This is a genomic window from Motiliproteus coralliicola, from assembly GCF_003345655.1.
GTDB lineage: Bacteria > Pseudomonadota > Gammaproteobacteria > Pseudomonadales > Balneatricaceae > Motiliproteus > Motiliproteus coralliicola.
This window is the reverse complement of record NZ_QQOH01000005.1, coordinates 334,374-349,528: the sequence shown is the minus strand read 5'-3', so window position 1 is coordinate 349,528 and position 15,155 is coordinate 334,374. Positions and strand designations below refer to the sequence as shown.

At 53.3% G+C, this 15,155-nt stretch carries 17 protein-coding genes; 2 read left to right on the top strand and 15 right to left on the bottom strand.

All coding sequences use genetic code 11. The annotated features are described in order from the left end of the window. Positions 1-124: 124 nt before the first annotated feature. Positions 125-472 carry a hypothetical protein gene (locus tag DV711_RS19405; protein WP_133297483.1) on the top strand — a complete coding sequence of 116 codons (348 nt, stop codon included), beginning with the start codon at positions 125-127 and terminating at the stop codon, positions 470-472. A gap of 69 nt (positions 473-541) precedes the next feature. Here the strand turns inward: DV711_RS19405 and DV711_RS17950 are convergent, their stop codons facing one another. The 15 genes from DV711_RS17950 to rpsB form a co-directional block, all read right to left on the bottom strand. Beyond that, positions 542-970, bottom strand: coding sequence for a hypothetical protein (locus DV711_RS17950; RefSeq protein ID WP_114697105.1), 429 nt, complete (start codon positions 968-970; stop codon positions 542-544). 84 nt (positions 971-1,054) lie between these two features. Then, positions 1,055-1,651 (bottom strand): ribonuclease HII, encoded by a 597-nt coding sequence (gene rnhB / locus DV711_RS17945; RefSeq protein WP_114697104.1) that lies wholly within the window; start codon positions 1,649-1,651, stop codon positions 1,055-1,057. After that, positions 1,648-2,790 carry a lipid-A-disaccharide synthase gene (gene lpxB, locus DV711_RS17940; protein WP_114697103.1) on the bottom strand — a complete coding sequence of 381 codons (1,143 nt, stop codon included), beginning with the start codon at positions 2,788-2,790 and terminating at the stop codon, positions 1,648-1,650. The genes rnhB and lpxB overlap by 4 nt, the downstream gene beginning before the upstream one ends. A 6-nt stretch (positions 2,791-2,796) precedes the next feature. Further along, on the bottom strand, positions 2,797-3,567 hold the full coding sequence (lpxA, locus tag DV711_RS17935) for an acyl-ACP--UDP-N-acetylglucosamine O-acyltransferase (RefSeq protein ID WP_114697102.1): 771 nt from the start codon (positions 3,565-3,567) through the stop codon (positions 2,797-2,799). Positions 3,568-3,569: 2 nt separating this feature from the next. After that, positions 3,570-4,007: a 3-hydroxyacyl-ACP dehydratase FabZ gene (gene fabZ, locus DV711_RS17930; protein WP_114697101.1), complete on the bottom strand. Its 438-nt coding sequence runs from the start codon at positions 4,005-4,007 to the stop codon at positions 3,570-3,572. A gap of 12 nt (positions 4,008-4,019) precedes the next feature. Next, positions 4,020-5,039 (bottom strand): UDP-3-O-(3-hydroxymyristoyl)glucosamine N-acyltransferase, encoded by a 1,020-nt coding sequence (gene lpxD / locus DV711_RS17925; RefSeq protein WP_114697100.1) that lies wholly within the window; start codon positions 5,037-5,039, stop codon positions 4,020-4,022. A 13-nt stretch (positions 5,040-5,052) separates the two neighbouring features. Beyond that, complete coding sequence (locus DV711_RS17920) at positions 5,053-5,535, bottom strand: OmpH/Skp family outer membrane protein (protein ID WP_243633881.1); 483 nt, start codon at positions 5,533-5,535, stop codon at positions 5,053-5,055. A 36-nt stretch (positions 5,536-5,571) separates the two neighbouring features. Then, entirely contained in the window at positions 5,572-7,893 is a 2,322-nt protein-coding gene (gene bamA, locus DV711_RS17915; RefSeq protein ID WP_114697098.1) for an outer membrane protein assembly factor BamA, read from the bottom strand. 47 nt (positions 7,894-7,940) lie between these two features. Further along, a complete protein-coding gene (rseP, locus tag DV711_RS17910; protein ID WP_114697097.1) occupies positions 7,941-9,293 on the bottom strand; it encodes a sigma E protease regulator RseP in 1,353 nt (450 codons plus the stop codon). Positions 9,294-9,301: 8 nt separating this feature from the next. Continuing rightward, positions 9,302-10,126 (bottom strand): phosphatidate cytidylyltransferase, encoded by an 825-nt coding sequence (locus DV711_RS17905; RefSeq protein WP_114697096.1) that lies wholly within the window; start codon positions 10,124-10,126, stop codon positions 9,302-9,304. Beyond that, the gene (uppS, locus tag DV711_RS17900; RefSeq protein ID WP_114697095.1) at positions 10,119-10,871 is read right to left on the bottom strand and encodes a polyprenyl diphosphate synthase; all 753 of its coding nucleotides are present in this window, start codon (positions 10,869-10,871) and stop codon (positions 10,119-10,121) included. Before uppS ends, DV711_RS17905 begins: the two co-directional genes overlap by 8 nt. Positions 10,872-10,887: 16 nt before the next feature. Beyond that, positions 10,888-11,445, bottom strand: coding sequence for a ribosome recycling factor (frr, locus tag DV711_RS17895; protein WP_114697130.1), 558 nt, complete (start codon positions 11,443-11,445; stop codon positions 10,888-10,890). A gap of 10 nt (positions 11,446-11,455) precedes the next feature. Beyond that, a complete protein-coding gene (gene pyrH, locus DV711_RS17890; protein ID WP_243633876.1) occupies positions 11,456-12,190 on the bottom strand; it encodes a UMP kinase in 735 nt (244 codons plus the stop codon). Between the two features lie 143 nt (positions 12,191-12,333). Continuing rightward, positions 12,334-13,194, bottom strand: a complete 861-nt coding sequence (tsf, locus tag DV711_RS17885) for a translation elongation factor Ts (RefSeq protein ID WP_114697093.1) — start codon at positions 13,192-13,194, stop codon at positions 12,334-12,336. A gap of 93 nt (positions 13,195-13,287) precedes the next feature. Then, positions 13,288-14,019: a 30S ribosomal protein S2 gene (gene rpsB, locus DV711_RS17880; RefSeq protein WP_114697092.1), complete on the bottom strand. Its 732-nt coding sequence runs from the start codon at positions 14,017-14,019 to the stop codon at positions 13,288-13,290. A gap of 338 nt (positions 14,020-14,357) precedes the next feature. Here rpsB and map point away from each other — a divergent pair, with 338 nt between their 5' ends. Continuing rightward, positions 14,358-15,134 (top strand): type I methionyl aminopeptidase, encoded by a 777-nt coding sequence (map, locus tag DV711_RS17875; protein ID WP_114697091.1) that lies wholly within the window; start codon positions 14,358-14,360, stop codon positions 15,132-15,134. The last annotated feature ends 21 nt before the right edge of the window (positions 15,135-15,155 follow it).

Genomic DNA, 15,155 nt, shown 5'->3' with positions numbered 1-15,155 from the left:
AACTTAACTAAACGTAAGTACGTATAGTGTCGTATGAATTCACGAGTCACTTACTTTGATAAGTCTTTGTGATATTCCGGAGAATATCTGCTGTCCTATCCCAGCAAGTGCCCACACGAATTGCATGATCGATTTGTTAAAGAGCGTTGCTTGGCGCGCCGTCTGGCTGCTCAAGCGAGGGTCGAAATTATACATCTCAAAACCCGTGAGTCAACGCTTTTTTTGCGCTCTTTTTTCGTTGTGTTTTTCGAAAAAACATTCGAAAAACCGCTTGAAAAAAGGGCCTCCAGCAACATCGAAACATCAGCTGGAAGACCGACTCCGTTATCGCCTCAGCGACAACGTGGGGGCGCATTCTACAGACCTAAGAACTGCCGTCAACGACTTTTGTGAAATATTTTTTACGAATTTAAAACCGGTCAAAAAACCGTCAAAACAAGACCCAAACAGCAAAACTAAAAAAGGCGCCTGACGGCGCCTTTTTCATACAACTGATCAGCCACTTAACTCAGCCTGATCATCCTAGCTGCTCAACGAATTATTAAAGACCAAACTGTGTTCTTACAACCGGGTCCATCAACGCCGGCAACGCTTGCTCTCGGAACTGACGATATTCAAGCGAGGTAACCAGGTCGTCCTTTAGTGCTTCACGCAGCAGATCTTTCAGCGCCGGGCTGTATTTTGAACTGTTCACCATGAAAAAAAACTGTTCAGCATCGGCCGGCTGGATATCCAACCACTCTTGTTCGGTCAAATTATGACCACCCTTGGAATCAAGAAAATCGATAACTTGGGCGCCGACGTTTTCAGCGGTCAGTTTGGCGCGTAATTCTAGAACCTGATTGAGCTGAACTCGCTCATAGGGATCTGCATTCAACAACAACACGAGAACAAACAGAGGCACAGCGATCAGGGCAACATACCAGCCAACCACCAAGCGCTGGTCGTGTCGATCTGGGGTAGAGGTCATCGGAAACTCCTTAGGGGCTGGGCCCGCAGTTGAATAATCCAGCAGCTTGAGCGTACAAAATATTCAACAGTGATACCAGTCGAGCTAGTCCTCTTGAAGCAATCTCTTGACCGGCCCGAATGAGCGACGATGGAAGGGAGTTGGCCCCAGCCGCTCAAGTGCTTCGAGGTGCTGCGCAGTTGGGTAGCCCTTATGCTTTGCAAAGCCATAGTCTGGATAGAGCTGATCTAACGACTCCATCTCACGATCTCGGGTCACCTTGGCCAAGATAGATGCCGCACTGATCGCTGCGACCCGGCTATCACCCTTAACCACCGCTTCGCTAGGCATCGTTAGGTTGGGACAACGATTCCCGTCGATCAGGACAAACTCCGGTACCGGATCAAGCCTATCGACCGCACGCTGCATCGCCAACATCGTGGCATGGAGAATATTAAGCTGATCAATCTCTTCAACGTTTGCGCGAGCCACCGCCCAAGCCAACGCCTGTTCACGGATCTGGTCAAACAGTCCCGCTCGGCGTTTATCTGTCAGCCGCTTCGAATCAGCCAATCCTTCGATTGGGCGCGATGGGTCGAGTATCACAGCTGCCGTAACCACATCCCCACAAAGCGGGCCGCGACCCACCTCATCTACACCGGCCAGCAGTACGCCCTGGTAGCTACATTCAAAATCGTTCATGACAAGGTCAGCTTGCCTTTCTTCTCCAGCAGCTCCAGTACCGCCTTGGCAGAACTCTCACTAGCATCCAGCCGCAGCTGCTGATGCAGTTCGTAGAAACTGTCTCGCTGATCTTGAGGATCGTCCAATTGCTTCAACAACGCTTCCGCCAGTGCCGGTGCCGTTGCCTGCTGCTGAATCAACTCGGGTACCAGCATTCGATCGGCCAGCAAGTTAGGCAGCGATACATAGGGAACCTTGACCATTCTCGACAGGATCATGTAACTGAGCGGAGCCACTCGGTAGGAAACCACCATTGGTGTCTTCAACAGCATACACTCCAGCGCCGCCGTACCCGAAGCCAGCAACACAACATCTGCCGCCAACATCACCTGCTGCGATTGCCCCCGAGTCAGATGAACCGGTAGTGAGTGCTGTTGCAGCAACTGTTCCAGCTGTTGGTGACGGGAATCATTGGCCGATGGGATGATGAATTCAAGATCCGGCTGCGGCTCTAGGCAACGCTGCGCCGCCTCCAAAAACAGCGGCGCCAAGCGTTCTACCTCGCCAGCCCGGGAGCCCGGCAGCAAAGCGACATAGCGCTTCGCACGGTCCAGTCCCAACGCATCTCTTGCTGCCTCTTTATCGGGTTCTAACGGCAACTCATCGGCCAGAGTGTGTCCCACAAAGCGCGCGTCCACACCAGACTTATCATAGAACGCAGCTTCGAAAGGCAGTAAGCAAAGCATTAGATCTGTCGCACGGGCAATTTTCTGGACCCGTTTTTGTCGCCAAGCCCAGACCGACGGACTGACATAGTGCACAGTCGGAATACCCGCTTCGTGCAGCTTTTGCTCGAGGGTCAAATTGAAGTCGGGGGCATCGATCCCGATAAACAGATCAGGAGGGTCTTGCAGCCAGTTTTCGATCAGCTGCTTGCGAATACCTAGTAACTCACGCAGACGTCCTAAGACCTCAACCAGCCCCATCACCGACAACCGGTCCATCGGAAACCGACTCTGGACCCCCTGCGCCTGCATCAACGGCCCAGCTATACCTTCGAAAGTGATAGGTTCGGGAGATAGGCTCTGTAATGCTTTAACCAACCCAGCCCCCAGAATATCTCCAGAGGCCTCGCCGGCCACAATCGCAATACGCATAAGAGCCTAACGGATGATGCCGCGAGTAGAATCTCGCAACGATTGGGCCAACAGCGCAACTTCAGGATACTGACGCTGCAGATCGTCCAACTCTGCTATAGCCTGCTCCAACTTCAGTCCCTGACGATAGACCAGCCGATAAGCCTGCTTCAGCGCCCGCAACGCTTCAGGACTGAAACCACGCCGCTTGAGGCCCTCACTATTGATACCGTGAGGTTTGGCCAGATTACCTGAGGCCATCACATACGCGGGTACATCTTTGGTGATCATTGAAGCGGCGCCACACATCGCATGGGCGCCGATACGGCAGAACTGGTGTACACCGGTCTGACCACCGACGATGGCAAAGTCATCGACATGAACGTGACCGGCCAGGGCAACATTATTCGCTACGATGGTGTTATCGCCAATCCGACAGTCATGAGCCACGTGGACATTGACCATCAATAAATTGCCGCTGCCGATACGGGTTATACCTTCATCCTGAACCGTACCACGGTGTAGGGTACAGCTTTCACGAATTACGTTATTGTCGCCGATGATCAGCTCGGTGGGTTCACCGGCATACTTTTTGTCCTGGCAAGCTTCACCGACCGAAGCAAACTGAAAGATCTGATTATTCCGACCGATTCGGGTCGGCCCGTTAATCACCACATGGGATGCGATGCGGCAGCCTGACTCGATCACCACACCCGCACCGATCTGCGTCCAAGGTCCAACCTCAACGTCATCAGCAATCTGTGCGCTGGGGTCAATGATCGCCTGGCTATGAATCAAAATCAGATCTTCCTGTCAGCACAGAGAATCTGGGCCGAACTGACCAGATCACCGTCTACGGTTGCTTTAACATCAAACTTCCAGATGCCCCGCTTCTCCGATACGATCGACGCCTCGAGGCGCAATTGATCACCTGGCACCACCGGGCGCTTGAAACGAAGCTTATCGGAACCGACGAAATAGTAGATTGACCCATCCTGGGGCGTTTTACCCATCGTCTTGAAGCCCAAGATACCCGCTGCCTGCGCCATCGCTTCAACGATCAGCACACCAGGCATAACCGGGTGATCCGGGAAGTGACCATTAAAAAACGGCTCGTTAACAGACACATTTTTGTAGGCCACAATCGACTCGCCAACACTGAGTTCAACGACCCGATCCACCAACAAGAATGGGTAACGGTGCGGAAGGTATTTACGAATTTCCTTCACATCCATCATCTTACAAAAACCTTAACCTTTGTCTTTCATTGCTTTTTCAAGCTGGCTGATTCTTGCGGCCAGCTTATCTAATTGTTGGAAACGCACCACATTACGTCGCCACTGCTGGTACGGCATGATGCCAGTGCCAGAGGAGTATACGCCTTTCTCCGTCAGTGACTTGGTCACCATCGCCATACCACTGAGATGAACGTCGTCAGCAACTTCTATATGGCCCGACAAGCCGGCACCCCCTCCGATGGTACAGCGGCTGCCTATTTTAGTGCTTCCGGCACTGGCCGAACAGCCAGCCATGGCAGTATGTTCGCCGATCACGACATTGTGGCCAACCATTACCTGGTTATCTATTTTGACCCCGTTACCAACCACGGTGTCATCAATTGCGCCTCGATCGACAGTACTGCAGGCACCAATCTCGACATCATCTCCGAGAATGACTCGACCGATCTGATGAATCTTGACCCAACGCTCCTCTTCACGGGCAAAACCAAAGCCGTCAGCACCGATAACGGCACTACTGTGAATCAGGCAACGCTTACCCACGATAACGTCATGATACAGGGTAACATTAGCACCTAAGCGACTCTCATCACCGACTTTGGCGCCTGCTCCCACAACCGTATTCGGACCAATTTCAACCCTGGCTCCGACAATCGCCCCCTCTTCAACAACAACCCCATGGGCCAGCCGGGCAGTAGGATCGACTTCAGCCTTAGGATCGACCCAAGCACCTTTGCTGATCCCCTCAGCAACCATCGGTCGTTGATCAAACCAATTGGAAATCCGGGCGTATGCCAAGTAAGGATCGTCCACGACCAACGCAGCCACCGGGCAAAGCTCTTTAAACTCCGGTTGCACCAGCACTGCAGTCGCTGTGGTTTCTGCCAGCGATTTTCGATAACGGGGGTTCGACAGAAACGTCAGCTGGGTTTCACCAGCCTTGTCCAGCGCAGCCAATCCCTGGATCTGCAGATCCGGGTCGCCAATCAACTCAGCACCTAACGCCTGAGCTATCTCACCTAGATTGTACAAGGCACCCCTCCAATCAAAGTTTATTGAGTTCTTCGGCGATTACCGGCGTCAGGTCTAGCTTGGGATCAACGAATACCGCGCTCTTCCGATTAAGAATGATGTCGATCTCTCGATTTTTAACGAGCTCTTTCAGGATGCTTTCAATCTGCGGTCGCATTTCAACCAAAAACGCCTGTTCTCGAGCCAAGCGTTGCTGTTTAAGCTGATTCCCCAGGGTTTGAAACTCCTGGAATTTCTTTTGGATCTGTCCCAAAAGCTGGCGGCGATCGGCGTCACTTAAAAAGCTATTTTCTTTTTCAAGCTTGGCCTTTAACGCATTACCCTCTTCAGACATCTGACGCAGCTGATTCTCCTCAGCGGAAAACTCCTGCTTCAATTTGTCGCGTAAAACACCCGCCTGTTTGGTTGCGCTCAGCGCTGCCTCCATATCCAGCACAGCGATCTTGGTCTCAGCCAATGCCAGCCCTGGCAGTAGCAGCGCAGCCAGCAGCACCATTTTCAACGCTTTCATACTCTGTCCTTATTTTTGAAATTAGAAGGTTTTACCCAGTGAGAACTGGAAGAACTCGTCTTCATCATGCTCCTGCTCTTTAACCGGCACGCCCAACGAGAACGACATCGGCCCGATAAAGGTCAACCAGGATAACCCCACACCGACCGACGAACTCAGATTACTAAAGCTCATATCCAAGTCACAGGCTGGGTTATCGGTCAGGCAGTTGCGGTCAAACACACCACCGACATCCCAGAACAACAACGTACGCATATTGCTCTGGTCCTTAATAAAAGGCACCGGGAAGATCAGCTCGGCGGATCCTGTAATCAACACATTACCACCTAAAGGATCAAGGGTACCCGAAGTAGTTCGCGCGTCCCGCGGCCCAAGAGTATTGTTTTTAAACCCACGTACTGACTCAAAACCACCCGCCCGAAAGGTCTTAAAGAACGGCAGCTTAGTGGTATCGCCAAAGGCATCACCATAACCAAGATTGGTTTTACCACGAACAACCCAACGCTGGTCATCACTCAACGGGTAATAGAGCTGCCCGAAATAACGTAACTTATAGAAATTCAGATCACTTCCCGGTCCGGCCACCTCCAGCGAAACCCGCTGACTATAGCCCTCGGTGGGCAGCAGTCCCCTATTCAGATGATTACTGGACCAGGAACCGACAACGGGAAGCTGAGTGAAGGAATCTCCTTCATCCTGAACGAACAGGTTAAGCTCATTGGGCACATCGCTGCCCAGCTTAAGATTGAGTTGTTCCGCTCCAATTGATAGTCCTAAACGCTGGTGTTCATCGATCGGGTAACCAAAACTCATGGCACCGCCATAGGAGTCGAGGTTGTAGTCGGACAGATCATCGTCATCGAGATCTTCTTCCCTATAGTAGGCACTGAAGCCGCGACTAACACCATCAACGGTGTAATAAGGATTCTCGTAGCTAAAGCTAAGCTCTCGGGTATTATCTGAACGGGTTACATTGAACGAGACAAAATTACCGCTTCCCAGGAAGTTCTTCTGGGACACGCTGGCGCCCAGAATCAAGCCGGAGCTCTGGGATACACCGATACTCGCAGACAGACTTCCCGATAGCTGTTCAACCACGCTGTATTCCAAGTCGATCTGGTCAGGAACCCCCGGAACGGTGGTTGTCTCAACATTGACTTCACTGAAGAAGCCCAAACGTTCCAGTCTATCCTTGGACTTTTCCATCGCGTTGGTCGATGCCCAAGCAGCTTCCATTTGGCGCATTTCACGACGCAGTACTTCATCGGCGGTCGAAGTATTGCCGACAAAGTTGATCCGACGCACGTACATCCGGTTACCCGGCTCAACATAGAATCGTACCGAAACGGTTTTATTCTGCTCATCGATCGTCGGAACTGGCTTCACATTAGCCAGCAAGAAGCCGTCATCGCCAAGCCGTCGGCTGATCTTATCGGCAGAGCGCACCATCAGATCGCGAGAGAAAGTCTCCCCCGGAGTAATCGCCACCTGTGAAAGCAGCTGATCCTCTGCCACCTCCAATTTGCCAGCCAGATCATAGTCACCAAAGAAATAAAGATCTCCCTCGGTGATATTAACCGTGACAAACACATGCTTGCGGTCTGGGGTCAGCGAAACCTGGGTCGAATCGATCTTGAAGTTGATATAGCCCTTATCAAGATAATAGGAACGTAGCCGCTCCAGATCACCACTGAGCTTTTCCCGTGAATAACGTCCTTCGCTAAAGAAATCCCAGAATCCGGGGGTCTTCAGGCTGAAAAGGTCGATCAACTCTTCATCACTAAAGACCTCATTGCCGACAACGTTGATATGCTGAACAGCCGCCGCCTTCCCTTCTTTAATGTTGATATTCAGACCCAGACGATTTTCGGGTAGCGGTTCAACGCTGGTTTCGATCTGAGCGCCATAGCGGCCTTGGGCGGCATAAACCTGCAACAGCTCCAGGCGGATTTTATCCAGCGCCGCGCGCTGGAAAACCTCACCCTCAACCAACCCGAGCCCGGCCAGGCCCTCCTTAAGGCCCTCGGTCTTGACTTCTTTATTGCCTTCGATGGTGATTCGACTGATCGCGGGACGCTCGGTCAAGCGAACGATCAACAGATTGCCGTCCCGTGCTAATTGCACATCATTAAAGTAGCCGCTGGAGAAAAGCGCCCGTGTCGCCTTGGCCAGACTGAACTCATCAACCTGGTCACCCTCCTGGATTGGAAAGATACTCAGCACCCGACCCAACTGCATCCGCTGCAAACCGTCGAAACGGATATCCTCTACAACGAAGCTATCGGCAAAAGCCATCAAGGGGAAGGACAGTAACAGGAGGGCGGTAGCTAGTTGACGTCGCATGGAGAACTACTAATCCGTTATGGTTTTTGGTTGGGCTACTGTTGCGTTCAAAGTCTCAGCACGTCGTTGTAGAGTGCCAGCAGCATCAGCCCCAGCAAAAGCGACATACCAATCTTTAAACCCAGAATCTGGGTCTTTTCCGAAACGGGTTTGCCCCGCACGGCTTCCACCAAGTAATAAAGCAGATGGCCGCCATCGAGCACAGGAATCGGCAACAGGTTTAATATTCCCAGGCTAATGCTTAAATAAGCGAGGAAATTCAAGAAGCTTTCCAGCCCGGAGGCGGCGGAAGCCCCCGCCACTTTAGCAATGGTGATAGGGCCGCTCAAGTTTTTTACCGAAATGAGGCCTTGCAGCATTTTCCAGATGGATTCGAGTGTCAGACCGATCATCTGACCGCTCTTGGCGACCGCCGCCGGTACCGCCTCAATCACTGAAAAACGTACTTCGCGCATCATCTCCGGCGGCCAACTAACCTGCTGCACACCGGCACCGATATAACCGTATGCCTGGCCATCCTCAGCTTGGGTTCGAGCAGGAGTCAAGGCCAATTCCAGTACCCGCCCCTGACGCTCCAGCTGCAGGCGTACCTGCTGTTCCGGACGATTGCGTATCTGTTCTACCAACTGCTCCCAGCGCTCGATCGACTGATCATCGACCATCAACACCCGGTCGCCAACCTGCAACCCTCCCTGCTGGGCACGACCACCCTCAACCAGAGAACCGATGGTAGCGGGAATTTGCGGCCGATATGGCTCAATACCCAGGGTAAACAGCGGACCATGCTGCTCATCAAACTGCCAGCGCTGAATTGGAAGACTCAGCTCACGCTCATTGGTGCCGTTAAGTTCACGAGTACGCAGACGGAGCTCACCGCTATCACCAATTCTGGCCGCCAATCGCAGCGAAACCTCTTCCCAGGTTCGGGTCTGATGACCATCGACCGCTATTAGTTCACGTCCACTCTGCAGTCCGGCCTGCATAGCTACCGATTCCGGCTTCAACTCGCCGATCACCGGCACCACGGTATTGATTCCGGCGACAAACATCAGCCAGTAGGCAAACACGGCAAAGACAAGATTGACCACCGGTCCCGCAGCGACGATTGCGATTCGCTGCCCAACCGGTTTGGTATTGAAGGCCTGCGAGCGCAATTCTGGAGGCACGTCATCTTCACGCTCATCCAGCATCTTGACGTAACCACCCAACGGAATGGCGGCGATGACATATTCGGTCTGCTGACGGTCATACCAGCGATACAGCGGTTTGCCAAAACCTACCGAGAAACGCAGCACCTTGACGCCACAGCGACGGGCGACCCAGAAATGGCCGTATTCATGAATGGTAACGAGAATGCCGAGCGTAACAATCGCTGCGGCAACGGTTTGTAGGATTTCCATAGACCGGGTTAGACCACCGTGATCCGGGCCAGTTCGGTCATTATCAAGCCCAATGCAAAAATTGGTGCTGCCGCAGTCAGACTATCGACCCGATCCATCACACCGCCATGCCCCGGCAACAGCTGAGAGCTATCTTTGATACCGCGATGGCGCTTGACCATGCTCTCGAGCAGGTCGCCCAACACCGACACCAACGCTGTTCCAAGACTCAGCAACAACAAGCTGACCAGCTGGACCATGGTAAAGGAGCAAAACAGACCAAACAGCAACGCGGCTAACAAGCTGGTAGCCACACCACCATAGAATCCGGCCCAGGTTTTGCCTGGACTCACCTCAACGGCCAGCTTCTTATTACCCCAGGTCTTACCGCTGAAGTAGGCCCCGATATCAGCCCCCCAGACCAGCAGCATCAACAACAGCAGCCACAGGTTACCTTCGGGCAACCCTTTTAACTCAACCAAACCACTCCAGGCGGGGATCAGCACAAACAAGCCCATCACAGCGCGAGCTCGACAACTTTGCCACTGGCTTAAACTTTTTGGATAGGCACAGACCCAGAACAGCGCCAAGCCCCAGAATGCAAACGCTGCCAATAATATCGGTAAAGCAGGGAATCCCAGGTACTTGATCAGCACCACCAAGCCAAGTACGGCGACAGCATAGCCGACGCGTTGACTGGATTCTTGATAGCCGGACAGATTGGCCCACTCCCAGGCAGCCAGGGTGACGATTGCTGCAATAAAGAGCTTAAATTCGAACAACGGCAGCAAAAAGGTTGCACACAGCATCAACGGCGCCAGAACCAGCGCGGTGAGTACTCGCTGCTTAAGCATGCTGCTGCTCGGCCTCTACCTGTTCACTGGTCTTGCCGAAACGGCGCTGACGACCACTGAAATCTTCAAACGCGGCTTCCAGCTCCGCTCGGTCGAAGTCAGGCCAAAGAGTCGAAGTAAAATAGAGCTCGGCGTAGGCAAACTGCCACAGCAGGAAATTACTGATACGACGCTCGCCACCGGTACGAATACACAGATCCGGCAACGGCTGGTCAGCTAAACAGAGATGCTGCGCCAACGACGCTTCGTTAATCTGCTCAGGCTCCAGCTCACCAGCTTGAACCTTCTCAGCCAACAGTCGTGACGCCTGGGCGATATCCCACTGTCCGCCATAGTTGGCAGCGATATTCAGGCACAACCCAGTATTGCCGGCGGTCAAGGCTTCTGCCTCAGCAATCTTACGCTGCAGCTTATCGCTGAAACGCGTTTTATCGCCGATAACCCGAAGCCGGATATTGTTCTTGTGGAGCTTTTTGACCTCGCGCTTGAGCGCCAGCATAAACAGCTCCATCAAACCGGTAACTTCCGCCGGCGGACGTTTCCAGTTTTCGCTACTGAAGGCAAACAGGGTCAATGAGGCCACTTCATAACGGGCACAGCCGTCAACCATGGCTCGGACGGCATCGACGCCGGCCTTATGACCCGCCAGGCTCGGCAGCCGGCGTGCTTTAGCCCAGCGATTATTGCCATCCATAATGATGGCAACATGCTTGGGTAAGCTGGCAAAAGACTTCAGATCAGACATGAATCAGAAATGGAGATCAGATCTCCATCAGATCCTTTTCTTTATTTTGCAGGTGCGACTCAACCTCTGCGATGTACTTATCGGTCAGTTTTTGGATCGCATCTTCAGCCTGGCGCTGTTCGTCTTCGGTGATCTCCTTCTCTTTCTGAAGGTCTTTGATATCACCATTGGCATCACGACGGATATTTCGGATCGCCACACGCGCACCTTCGGCCTCACCTCGAGCCTGACGGATAAACACTTTACGGGTCTCTTCGGTCAGCGCTGGCATCGGCACACGAATCACGGTACCTGCCGTGGAAGGATTCAGCCCCAGGTCCGACTTCATGATCGCTTTCTCGATCTCCGGCACCATCGGGCGCTCCCAAGGGGTGATCGACAGCGTCCGTGCATCTTCGACATTAACGTTGGCCACCTGACTTAGCGGCACATCGGAGCCGTAGTAACTGACCTTGACCGAGTCAAGAATGCTCGGGTGAGCACGACCAGTACGGATCTTCTTGAAGTTATCGATTACCGCTTTGACACTTTTCTGCATCCGCTCTTCAGCGTCTTGCTTGATATCATCAATCACTTGCTTCTCCTCAGGCCGGGTCATTTTCGATCAAGGTACCTTCGTCGCCACCACGGACCACGGTTACCAAAGCACCCGGCTTGTTCATATTAAATACCCGTACCGGCATGTTCTGATCCCGCGTCAGACACATCGCGGTCAAATCCATCACGCCCAGCTGCTTCTCCAGCGCCTCGTCGAAGGTCAGACGATCATACTTGGTCGCAGTCGGATTTTTGACCGGATCGGCGGAATAAACCCCATCCACCTTGGTCGCCTTGAGCACCACATCGCACTCAACCTCAATACCGCGCAAACAGGCAGCCGAATCGGTGGTAAAGAAAGGATTGCCAGTGCCAGCGGAAAAGATCACCACGTCGCCCTGATTCAGGTAGCGAATGGCTTTGCGTCGATCGTAGTCTTCGACCACGCCGACCATAGAAATTGCCGACATCACCCGGGTGGTGATGTTATTACGCTCCAGCGCATCGCGCATCGCCAGCGCATTCATCACGGTGGCCAGCATCCCCATGTGATCGCCAGTCACCCGGTCCATACCGGCCCGGCTCAGCGCCTCACCTCGGAACAGGTTACCACCACCGATCACCATACCGACCTGGACGCCGATCCCCACCAGCTGGCCAATCTCCAGAGCCATCCGGTCAAGCACCTTGGGATCGATGCCGAAATTTTCATCTCCCATCAGCGCTTCACCGCTGAGTTTTAGAAGAATTCGGTTATAGCTGGCCTTATTGGTTTCGGTCACAGGTTGAGCCCCCGACAAAATTAAGCTGGAGTGTATCAAGTAGCCTTCGACTGAATCCATAGCTAACGCCGAAAAGGCGCACCGGACTCACTCGAAGGCTCAATGCAGGCCGCCCGATGGCGACCTGCGAGAGCAAGCAAGGCTTACTGCAGAGCAGCGGCAACTTCGTCAGCGAAGTCAACCTTCTCTACTTCGATACCTTCACCCACTTCGAAGCGGATAAAGGAAGCCACTTCACCGCCAGCATCTTTAACCAGCTGACCAACCTTGACTTCAGGGTTCTTAACGAACGCCTGATCGATCAGAGAGTTCTCGGACAGGAACTTCTTGATCCGGCCACCGACCATCTTCTCGGCGATTTCGGCAGGCTTGCTAGCCATGTCCGGCTGCGCCAGGATGATCTCTTTCTCTTTGGCCAGTACGTCTTCAGGCATATCCTCAGCCTTAACAACGCGCGGGTTAACGGCAGCAACGTGCATCGCAACGTCCTTAGCCACAGCCTCTTCACCGGCGGTCAGAGCGACCAGAACGGCGATACGGTTGTTGCTGTGAACGTAAGCACCAACGCTGGCACCTTCCAGAACTTCAATACGGCGAACGCTCATGTTCTCACCGATCTTCTGAACCAGCGCTTCACGGGTCGCTTCCAGCTCACCTTCCATCAGCGCAGCAACGTCAGTCTGCTTGGAGGCGAAAGCCGCTTCCAGAACGCTGTTGGCGAAACCGATAAAGCCTTCGTCGCGGGCAACGAAGTCAGTTTCACAGTTCACTTCAACCAGCACACCGTAGCTGTTGTCGTCGGCAACTTTAACCGCAACAACGCCGTCAGCCGCAGTACGGCCAGCCTTTTTCGCTGCCTTCATACCGCTGGACTTACGCAGGTTCTCGATCGCCAGTTCGATGTCACCATCGGCTTCGGCCAGAGCTTTTTTACATTCCAGCATGCCCAAGCTAGTGCGCTCGCGCAGTTCTTTAACCATAGAAGCAGAGATTTTAGCCGCCATGATCGTTCCTCTTTAGTAACTTGAATTCAAAATTGAAAAAAGGGGAGCAGTGCTCCCCTTCATGAAGCCTGCTGACAGGCCGGTAACATCCGCTTACTGCGCGACGTCGACCTGCTCTTCTACTTCAACAAACTCGCTAGCGACGGCGTTACCACCTTCCAGGCACGAATCGGCAACGGCCTTAACGTAGATCTGGATAGCGCGCAGCGCATCGTCGTTACCCGGGATGACATAATCAACGCCGTCCGGGTTGCTGTTGGTATCAACAACGCCGATAACCGGAATACCCAGCTTGTTGGCTTCGTTGATTGCGATACGCTCGTGGTCAACATCAACAACGAACAGCGCATCGGGCAGACCGCCCATATCCTTGATACCGCCGATGGAGCGTTCCAGCTTGGCCATCTCACGGGTACGCATCAGCGCTTCTTTCTTGGTCAGCTGCTCGAAAGTACCGTCTGCAGCCTGCTGCTCAAGATCACGGAAACGCTTGATGGAGGCACGGATGGTCTTGTAGTTGGTCAGCATACCACCGAGCCAGCGGTGGTTGACGTAAGGCATACCGGCGCGTTCGGCTTCCTGCTTGATCACCTTGCTGGCGGCACGCTTGGTACCAACGAACAGAATCTTGTTCTTGTTGGCAGCCAGACGCTGAATAACAGACAGCGCATCATTCAGAGCCGGAACGGTGTGCTCCAGGTTGATGATATGAATCTTGTTGCGAGCACCGAAAATGTATTTACCCATTTTCGGGTTCCAGTAGCGGGTCTGGTGACCGAAGTGTGCGCCTGCTTTCAGCAGGTCACGCATAGAGACTTTGGACATTAATCTGTTCCTGAATTGTCTGGGTTAGGCCTCCATATACCCCATCTCTCAACCCTGTGATCACTCACCAGGCACCCAGAGGGACGTGTCGGTATATGTGCGACGTTATATTTCATTTCTACCGCTGCAGAATCGATAGGATTAAGGGCAAACAGACCACCCCTTGCGCGGCAGCGCGACTTTATACCACAACGGCCCGCAAATCGAAAGTCGATACTGAGGTTTTACGTCCATCTACAGCCATGGTCCGATCTGCCACAACCCTCGTTTGTGTGTACAATATTGGGCTTTGTGGCTGAACCGCCCTACTTGCTTTAGCTATTCGACGAGTTCTCATTATGACCGTGACCCTGAAAACCCCGGAACAGATTGAAAAAATGCGCGTTGCCGGCCGCTTGGCGGCCGAAGTTCTGGAGATGATCGAACCCCATGTCAAACCGGGGGTCACCACCAACCAGCTCAATCAGATCTGCCACGACTATATCGTCAATGAGCAAGATGCCATTCCAGCACCGCTGAACTACAACGGCTTCCCCAAGTCGATCTGCACCTCCATCAACCAGGTGGTCTGTCACGGCATCCCCAATGACAAGCCGCTCAAGCAGGGCGATATCATCAACATCGATATCACCGTGATCAAAGATGGCTTCCACGGCGACACCAGCAAGATGTTCTTCGTCGGAAAAATCCAACCCCATATGCAGCGTTTGGTGGATATCGCCCAAGAGTGCCTGTACCTGGGTATCCGCATGGTCAAGCCGGGAGTTCGTCTGGGTGATATCGGCCACGCGATCCAGCAGCATGCGGAGAAAAATCACTACTCGGTTGTTCGTGAATACTGCGGCCATGGCATCGGCGAAGTGTTCCACGAAGAGCCCCAGGTACTGCACTACGGTCGACCAGGGACCGGCCTGGAACTCAAAGCCGGCATGACGTTCACGATCGAGCCGATGATCAACGCCGGCAAGCGCCACACCAAACTGTCCAAGCGCGACGGCTGGACCGTCGAAACCGTCGACAAACGCCCCTCCGCCCAGTGGGAGCACACCTTGGTCGTGACCGAAACCGGCTATGAGATCTTTACCCTGAGGGACGAGGAGCAGGGCAAGCTCTAACCCCCCGAACCCATCATCAGC

Coding starts and splice junctions, on each gene's coding strand:
- DV711_RS19405 (WP_133297483.1), top strand. CDS start 125: ATGATCGATTTGTTAAAGAGCGTTGCTTGGCGCGCCGTCTGGCTGCTC.
- DV711_RS17950 (WP_114697105.1), bottom strand. CDS start 970: ATGACCTCTACCCCAGATCGACACGACCAGCGCTTGGTGGTTGGCTGG.
- rnhB (WP_114697104.1), bottom strand. CDS start 1,651: ATGAACGATTTTGAATGTAGCTACCAGGGCGTACTGCTGGCCGGTGTA.
- lpxB (WP_114697103.1), bottom strand. CDS start 2,790: ATGCGTATTGCGATTGTGGCCGGCGAGGCCTCTGGAGATATTCTGGGG.
- fabZ (WP_114697101.1), bottom strand. CDS start 4,007: ATGATGGATGTGAAGGAAATTCGTAAATACCTTCCGCACCGTTACCCA.
- DV711_RS17920 (WP_243633881.1), bottom strand. CDS start 5,535: ATGGTGCTGCTGGCTGCGCTGCTACTGCCAGGGCTGGCATTGGCTGAG.
- bamA (WP_114697098.1), bottom strand. CDS start 7,893: ATGCGACGTCAACTAGCTACCGCCCTCCTGTTACTGTCCTTCCCCTTG.
- rseP (WP_114697097.1), bottom strand. CDS start 9,293: ATGGAAATCCTACAAACCGTTGCCGCAGCGATTGTTACGCTCGGCATT.
- DV711_RS17905 (WP_114697096.1), bottom strand. CDS start 10,126: ATGCTTAAGCAGCGAGTACTCACCGCGCTGGTTCTGGCGCCGTTGATG.
- uppS (WP_114697095.1), bottom strand. CDS start 10,871: ATGTCTGATCTGAAGTCTTTTGCCAGCTTACCCAAGCATGTTGCCATC.
- tsf (WP_114697093.1), bottom strand. CDS start 13,194: ATGGCGGCTAAAATCTCTGCTTCTATGGTTAAAGAACTGCGCGAGCGC.
- rpsB (WP_114697092.1), bottom strand. CDS start 14,019: ATGTCCAAAGTCTCTATGCGTGACCTGCTGAAAGCAGGCGCACACTTC.
- map (WP_114697091.1), top strand. CDS start 14,358: ATGACCGTGACCCTGAAAACCCCGGAACAGATTGAAAAAATGCGCGTT.